8 protein-coding genes are annotated in these 7037 nt (G+C 69.2%); 5 read left to right on the top strand and 3 right to left on the bottom strand.

Annotated elements, in window-relative coordinates; all coding sequences use genetic code 11:
- The 3 genes from RIF68_RS21495 to RIF68_RS21485 form a co-directional block, all read left to right on the top strand.
- A partial coding sequence (locus tag RIF68_RS21495) for an acyl-CoA dehydrogenase family protein (protein ID WP_309052916.1) occupies positions 1-497 on the top strand: 497 nt, incomplete at its 5' end.
- Positions 498-507: 10 nt separating this feature from the next.
- On the top strand, positions 508-1299 hold the full coding sequence (locus RIF68_RS21490) for an enoyl-CoA hydratase (protein WP_279562205.1): 792 nt from the start codon (positions 508-510) through the stop codon (positions 1297-1299).
- A gap of 184 nt (positions 1300-1483) precedes the next feature.
- A complete protein-coding gene (locus RIF68_RS21485) occupies positions 1484-2593 on the top strand; it encodes a hypothetical protein (RefSeq protein ID WP_279562204.1) in 1110 nt (369 codons plus the stop codon).
- A 56-nt stretch (positions 2594-2649) separates the two neighbouring features.
- Here RIF68_RS21485 and RIF68_RS21480 read toward each other — a convergent pair whose 3' ends face one another.
- The 3 genes from RIF68_RS21480 to RIF68_RS21470 are packed head-to-tail and all read right to left on the bottom strand — an operon-like array spanning position 2650 to position 4684.
- Positions 2650-3171, bottom strand: a complete 522-nt coding sequence (locus tag RIF68_RS21480; protein WP_279562203.1) for a carboxymuconolactone decarboxylase family protein — start codon at positions 3169-3171, stop codon at positions 2650-2652.
- Positions 3168-3881 carry an SDR family NAD(P)-dependent oxidoreductase gene (locus tag RIF68_RS21475; RefSeq protein WP_279562202.1) on the bottom strand — a complete coding sequence of 238 codons (714 nt, stop codon included), beginning with the start codon at positions 3879-3881 and terminating at the stop codon, positions 3168-3170. Before RIF68_RS21475 ends, RIF68_RS21480 begins: the two co-directional genes overlap by 4 nt.
- On the bottom strand, positions 3878-4684 hold the full coding sequence (locus RIF68_RS21470; RefSeq protein WP_309052915.1) for a TauD/TfdA family dioxygenase: 807 nt from the start codon (positions 4682-4684) through the stop codon (positions 3878-3880). The genes RIF68_RS21475 and RIF68_RS21470 overlap by 4 nt, the downstream gene beginning before the upstream one ends.
- 196 nt (positions 4685-4880) lie before the next feature.
- Here RIF68_RS21470 and RIF68_RS21465 point away from each other — a divergent pair, with 196 nt between their 5' ends.
- Together RIF68_RS21465 and RIF68_RS21460 are read left to right on the top strand one after the other, a co-directional pair.
- Positions 4881-5612 (top strand): SDR family oxidoreductase, encoded by a 732-nt coding sequence (locus RIF68_RS21465; RefSeq protein WP_309052914.1) that lies wholly within the window; start codon positions 4881-4883, stop codon positions 5610-5612.
- Positions 5609-7037: aldehyde dehydrogenase family protein (locus RIF68_RS21460; RefSeq protein ID WP_309052913.1), on the top strand; the 1429-nt coding region annotated here is incomplete at its 3' end. The genes RIF68_RS21465 and RIF68_RS21460, both read left to right, overlap by 4 nt.

The raw sequence follows: 7037 nt of genomic DNA, 5'->3' as shown, positions 1-7037 counted from the left end.
CCGACGTACGCGTACCGCGCGAGAATCTGGTGGGCCCCCTCAACGAGGGCTGGCGGGTGGCCAACGGCTCCCTCGGCCACGAACGCACCCTGCTGTGGCTGTCGTACGCCGAACGGCTCCAGGACCTGGTCCGCGACGCCGGGGACGCCGGCGCCGGCCAGGAGTGGTACGCCACCCTCCTCATGGACCTGACGGCCCTGAGGCTGCTAGGCCATCGGCAACTGGGCCCGGACCGCAATCCCGCCGAGATCTCCGTACTCAAACTGCTGGGCTCCGAGGCCGTCCAGTCGGCCACCCTGCACGCCCTGGAGGCGCACGGCGCCGACGCGCTGGCGCACCCCGCCCGCACCGGTCCGTTCCACCACATGCACCACGAGGACTTCGTCTCCAGCTGGTTCGAACGCTACGCGCGCAGCTTCGCCGGCACCATCGCCGGTGGCACCAGTGAGATTCAGCGCAACATCATCGCCGAGCGCATCCTCGGCCTACCGCGTTAGGACGCCGGTCATGGACCAGATCCTGTACGAAGCGGAAGGCGGCGTCGCCGCCATCACGCTCAACCGCCCCGAGGCCGCCAACGCCCAGACCATGTCCCTCCTCGACGACCTGGACGCCGCCTGGACCCGCGCGGCCGGGGACGAGGAGGTCCGTGTGGTCGTGCTGCGTGCCAACGGCCGGCACTTCTCCGCCGGACACGACCTGAAGGACCGCTGGCCCGGCCCCGACGAGATCACCCTGGAGTGGATCTACAACACGGAGGCGCGGCGCTACCTCGAGTACTCGCTGAAGTGGCGCAACATCCCCAAGCCCACCATCGCCGCAGTGCAGGGCAAGTGCATCGCCGCCGGGCTGATGCTGTGCTGGCCGTGCGACCTGATCGTCGCCGCGGAGAACGCCGAGTTCTCCGACCCCGTGGTGCACATGGGCATCGGCGGGGTCGAGTACCACGGGCACACGTGGGAGCTGGGACCGCGCAAGGCCAAGGAGATCCTGTTCACCGGCAGACCCCTCACCGCCAGCGAGGCCGAGCAGGTCGGGATGGTGAACCGGGTCGTCCCGCTCGACCGGCTCGACGAATCCGCCCGCGAGCTGGCCGAAAAGATCGCGAAGATGCCGCCCTTCGGCCTGCGCCAGGCCAAGCGGGCCGTCAACCAGACCCTGGACGTCCAGGGCTTCTACGCCGCGCTCCAGTCCGTCTTCGACGTCCACCAGACCGGGCACGGCAACGCGCTCAGCGTGGGCGGTTTCCCGATCCTGACCGGACTGGACGACATGAAGCAGCGAGTGAAGCAGGGTTGAGGAGCGCGTTACCGGGGCGGCCCGAGTCGAAGCCGGACCGACCCGTGCACGCGCCCACGGCGAGGGCGCCTCACGCGCGTCCGTCGCCACCAGGGAGGGGCTGCCCCAGGGTGTCCACGGGGCCAGGCCCCTCCCATTCTTGGCCGGCGCACTTCATGCTTGCCTCTACACGAGGGGGAATGTCATGGACACAGCGGGCTTGGCGTCGGCGGTCGTGCCACTCGTCGTGGCCGCGGTCACGGGTGCGGGGACCGCGATCGGCACGGGCACGGTACAGGCGGTCTCCGGTTTGGTGAGGGACCGGTTGAGGGGCACGGAGCAAGGTCAGGCAGCCCTCACAGGGCTGGACCAGGACCCCGAGGACTCTACGGCGGCCGATCGGCTCCATGCTGTGTTGCGGGATGCCCTCGACGCCGATCCGGCCTTCGCCCATCGACTGATCGCGCTGCTCGAAGCACCGCCGCCGCCCCCGGTGCCGCCGGCACCGACCGGCAGCGTGGTCATCGGGGACGGCAACCGGCTGCGCGGTAGCAACATCTCCCTCGGCCCACTGACGATCTCGACCTCCCGAGGCGGCCCGGGGGCCTTGGTCGCGCTGGTCGCCGTCATGCTGGGGATCGTGGCACTCGCCGTGTACGGCGGCGTGCGTGCGATCGGCGGGGACGAGTCGCCAGGGCAGGGAGTCGGCGCAGCACCCTGGCAGGAGTCCACCGGAGCAGTGGGAGGTTCCGGCGCTCCCACGGACGGCGTGGGGGACCCGCTCGCGGAGGGGCAGCCACGTCCGGTTCTTGAGGACCGAGAGGTGGTGGAGTCGGTCCTTCCCGGGTTGGATGCCGTGCCCGGCGGCTGGACGCAGGAGAACGACGCGAGCGTGCTCGAAGCCTCCACGGAGCAGTGCGGCAGCGAACAACCCGATCTGTTGTTCTGTGGCGAAGCCGCATACCAGGACCCGGCGACGAACAACGTGGCCCACTTCAGGGTCTACCCCTTCGCAGGGGTGGAAGCCGCTCAAGCGGCCTACAGGTCGCTGAGGCAGGAATCTCCGCCCTCCATGGCGCTGCCGACCCTCGGAGACGAAAGCCACGCCGTCAGCAGACATGGCAGGGACTCCAAGACCGTGGTCTCCATGGTAAGGATCGGCAGTGTGGTGGCCGGCGTCACCTATGACATCGAGGCGCTCGACTGGACGGAAGCGTACGGCGGCGACCACCTCGAGATTCTGACACGCACTCTCGTCGATCGGGTCCAGCAGGCGCTCGGCGGTCAGGCGCCCACCGCCCGAGCTGTCCTATGAGGGCCGCCCCTCACGTTCGTCGAGCCCCGCGAGTGCGGGGCCGGTGACCACCGGCCTCAGCGAAGACCCCCTTCGTCACCGAGACCGGAATCCGGTTCCACCTGGAACGTGTTCAACGCCGCCGCCAGCATCCCGTAGGCCCCCACCGTGAACACGAAGTCCAGCAGTTGCCGTTCGTCCAGCTCCTTGGCCAGCTCCGCGTAGGTGGCGTCGGAGAGGGTGAACGCGGTCTCCAGTTCGTCGACGGCCCGGTTCACCGGCGTGGCGGCGCCCGTCCGTACCTGCTCCAGGTCCTCTTCCGTCACGCCGGCCTCACGGCCGATGAGCACGTGCTGCTCCCATTCGTACGCGCACCGGCGACGCCAGGCCACCCGCAGGATCGCCAGCTCGCGCATCCTCTCCGGCAAGGTGTTGCGGGCCAGGAGATGGGCGGAGAAGGTGAGGAACGACCTGGCGAGCGCCGGATGGCGGAGCAGCAGGCCGAGGACGTTCGAGGGAGGCACCTCCCGCCCGCCCGTCAGCGGTCGGAGCGTCTCGGCGTCCCACTCCTCGTACGGGACGGGGGACACCCTCGTCATGTGTTGCGCCCCCCGTTCACACCGATGATCTGCCCCGTGATGTAACCCGCTTCCTCGCTCACCAGGAAGGAGCAGGTCGCCGCGATGTCCTCCGGACGACCGACCCGGCGGACCGGGGTCCGGGCGATGTGCTCCTCGATGGTGCCGCCGAGCCGCTGCCGCTGTTCTGCGGTGCGCAGCATCGGGGTGTCGATGAAACCGGGCGGCACGGCGTTGACGGTGATGCCCCGCGGGCCCAGCTCCAGGGCGAGGGACTTGGTCAGCCCGTTCACCGCGGACTTGGCGGCGACGTAGTGGGCCATGAAGGGCTGGCCGGAATGGGCGCTGGACGAGGAGATGTTCACGATCCGTCCCCAGCGCCCCTCCCACATGTCCGGCAGCGCCGACTGCACGCAGTGGTACACCCCGTTGAGGTTGATGTCCACGACGCGCTGCCACTCCTCGAACGACAGCTCCGAGAACCGGGTGAAGCCGTCCTTGCCCGCCGCGTTGACCAGGACGGAGACCGGACCGTAGCGGTCGCGCACCGCTTCCATCGCCTTGTCGACCTGTGCGCGGTCGGTGATGTCTACGGTCAGCGCGTGGCCTTCCTCGGCCGGCGCGATGTCGAAGACGGCGACCTCGAGACCGTCGGCGGTGAGCCGCCGCGCGATCGCCCGACCGATGCCGGAGGCGCCACCGGTGACGACGGCCGTCCTCGCGCCGCTCATGCGAATGCCTCGTCGCCGACGACGGTCGTGCGGTGCAGCAGCCGCTCCGAGCTCTCGTCGTAGGGCAGCGCGCGGTGCAGTATCCCGGTGTTGTCCCAGACCACGAGGTCGCCGACCTCCCAGTCGTGGGTGTAACGGAAGCGCTCCTGGGTGGTCCAGTCGAGCAGCTCATCGAGCAGGGCGCGGCTCTCGGCGGGGTCCATTCCGACGATGTGGTCGGCGGTGGTACCGGTCACCAGGGAACGGCGCCCGTCCCTGCGGTGCCACACCAGGGACATCTCGTGGCTGGGCTGGGTTCGCCAGGCGGCCAGCTCCTTCTCGGTGGGGTCCGGGTTCACCAGCCGCTGGGACGCCTCGAAGCTGTGCACCACGCGCAGCGACTCGTACCGCTCGCGTTCCTTCTCCGGCAGGTTCTCGTACGCCGCGTAGGTGCTGGCGAACTCGGTACCGCCACCGACCGTGGCGACATGGCGGGCGGTGAGCGTGGTCGCCTTGACGGGCACATCGTCGCTGGTGCCGTCCAGGTGCCAGTAGAACGCGCCCTTCAGGTACTTGGCGCTCTTGCTCTTGGCCGGGTTGATGGAGATCGGAAAGATTTCCTGGTCGCGCAGCGCGACCACTTCCCCGAGCGTACGGCTGAACGCCAACTGCTGCTCGTCGTCGAGGTGCAGCCCACGCACGAGGATGACTCCGCGCCACGTGAGGGCCTCGGCCGCCCGGTGGACGAAGGCGTCGTCGAGCGGGTCCGTCACGCCGGTGAACTCCACCCCGAGCGACGAGCTCAAGGCCTTCGATGTGATCATGTAAACACCCCTTCCGTATCTGAGAATCATATTCTCAAGCTGAGTGCGAGGGGAAGTCCCGTGTCACGCCCAAGAGTCGTGGGCGTTGCCGATGGGTTCGCTCGCATGTTGGGTGCGCAGCAGGCTCTCTTGTCTGAATCCTTGATTCGCTGAAATTGAGAATGTAGTTTCCGACCAACCGAGCAGGGAGGCTGGGATGCGGTTCAGGGACAAGGTGGCGATCGTCACCGGAGCCGGCCAAGGCATTGGCGAGGGCTACGCGAAGGCGCTGGCCGCCGAAGGCGCGCGGGTCGTGGTCGCCGAGCTGAACGAGGAGCAGGGGCAACGTGTCGCCAAGGAGATAGGGGACGCGCTCTTCGTACGGACCGACGTCGGCGACCCGGCATCCGCCGAGGCGCTCGCCGACACGGTGATCACCGAGTTCGGAGCGATCGACCACCTCGTCAACAACGCCGCCATCTTCCAGGGCATGCGCCGCGAGGGCATCACCAGTGTCGACTACGACTACCTCGACCGGTTCCTCAAGGTGAACCTGCTCGGTGCGCTGCACGTGACCCGGGCGGTCCTGCCGCACCTGAAGGAAGGCTCCGCGATCGTCAACCAGTCATCCACCGCCGCCTGGCAGCCCACCGGTTTCTACGGCCTCGCCAAGGCGGGCATCAACCACCTCACCGCGTCCCTCGCCGCGGAACTCGGCGACCGGGGCATCCGCGTCAACGCGATCGCCCCCGGCCCGACGGACACCGAGGGCTCCCGCGACATCATCCCGGAGCAGGCCCGCGAGGCGCTGGTGAGGTCGCTCGCCCTCAAACGCATGGGGAAACCGGCGGATCAAGCCGGTCTGCTCCTCTTCCTGCTGTCCGACGCCGCGAGCTGGGTCACCGGCCAGGTCGTCGCGGTGGACGGCGGATCGGTGGTACGGCTGTGAACAAGGCACCCACCAGCTCCCTGCTGATCGACGGCAAGCTCCTCACCACCAACGCGACCTTCCCGTCCCACAACCCCGCCACCGGCGAACTGGTGGGGCACGCGCCCGAGGCCACCACGGCGGACGCCGAGGCGGCCGTGGCCGCCGCCCGCCGCGCCTTCGACACCACCGACTGGCCCACCGACAGGGACCTGCGGCTGCGCTCCCTGCGCCGGCTCCACCAAGCCCTCGACGAGCACCGTGAGGAGCTGCGCGAGCTGACCATCGCCGAGGTCGGCGCGCCCCGCCAGCTCACCCATGGTCCGCAGCTCGACGAGCCGATCGGCATCGTGAAGTACTACGCCGACCTGCTGGAGAGCTACGAGTTCACCGAGGACCTGGGCGTGGTCGAGTCCCGCGGCCAGCGTCACCACCGCTGGGTGGAGAAGGAAGCGGCTGGCGTCGTTGCCGCGATCCTGCCGTACAACTTCCCCAACCAGCTCGCCCTGGCCAAGCTCGCCCCCGCGCTCGCCGCGGGCTGCACCGTCGTCCTCAAGGGTGCCCCGCAGACCCCGCTCACCACCCTCGCCCTCGGCGAACTGATCGCCGAGCACACCGACATCCCGCCCGGAGTCGTCAACGTCCTCAGCTCCTCGACCCCCGAGGTCGGCAAGGCGCTCACCACCCACCGCGGTGTGGACGCGGTGACCTTCACCGGAGCCACCAGCACGGGCCGGCGCATCATGGCCGACGCCTCTGGATCGGTGAAGCGGGTCTTCCTCGAGCTCGGCGGAAAGTCGGCCATGATCGTCCTCGACGACGCCGACGTCACCAAGGCCGCCATGTTCGCCGCCTTCACCATCTGCTCCCACTCGGGCCAGGGCTGCGCCCTCACCTCCCGTCTGCTCGTGCCGCGTGCCCGGCACGACGAGATCGTGCAGATGGTCGCGGCCGGCCTTGACCGGGTCCGGGTCGGCGACCCCACCGATCCGCGGACGAACATGGGACCGCTGATCAGCGAGGACCAGCGTGACAAGGTCGACAGCATGGTGCGCCGGGCCGTCGACGAAGGCGCCGTCCTGGTCCGCGGCGGCAAGCGCGTCGACCCCGGACACTTCTACGCGCCCACCCTGCTCGCGGAGGTCGATCCCGACAGCGAGATCGCGCAGGAGGAGGTCTTCGGCCCCGTCCTCGCCGTGATCCCCTACGACGACGAGGACGATGCCGTCCGCATCGCCAACAACTCCAGGTACGGGCTCTCCGGCGCCGTGCACAGCGCCGACGAACAGCGGGCCATCCGCATCGCTCGGCGCATTCGTACCGGCACCTTCTCCATCAACGGCGGCAACTACTTCGCCCCCGACGTGCCCTTCGGCGGCTACAAGCAGTCCGGCATCGGCCGGGAGAGCGGCCGGTCCGGGTTCGAGGAGTTCCTGGAGGAGAAGG

It is taken from the genome of Streptomyces sp. (assembly GCF_031178505.1).
Classification (GTDB): domain Bacteria; phylum Actinomycetota; class Actinomycetes; order Streptomycetales; family Streptomycetaceae; genus Streptomyces; species Streptomyces gulbargensis.
Note: the sequence above shows the minus strand (reverse complement) of the source record. Positions and strands in the feature narration are given on the sequence as shown.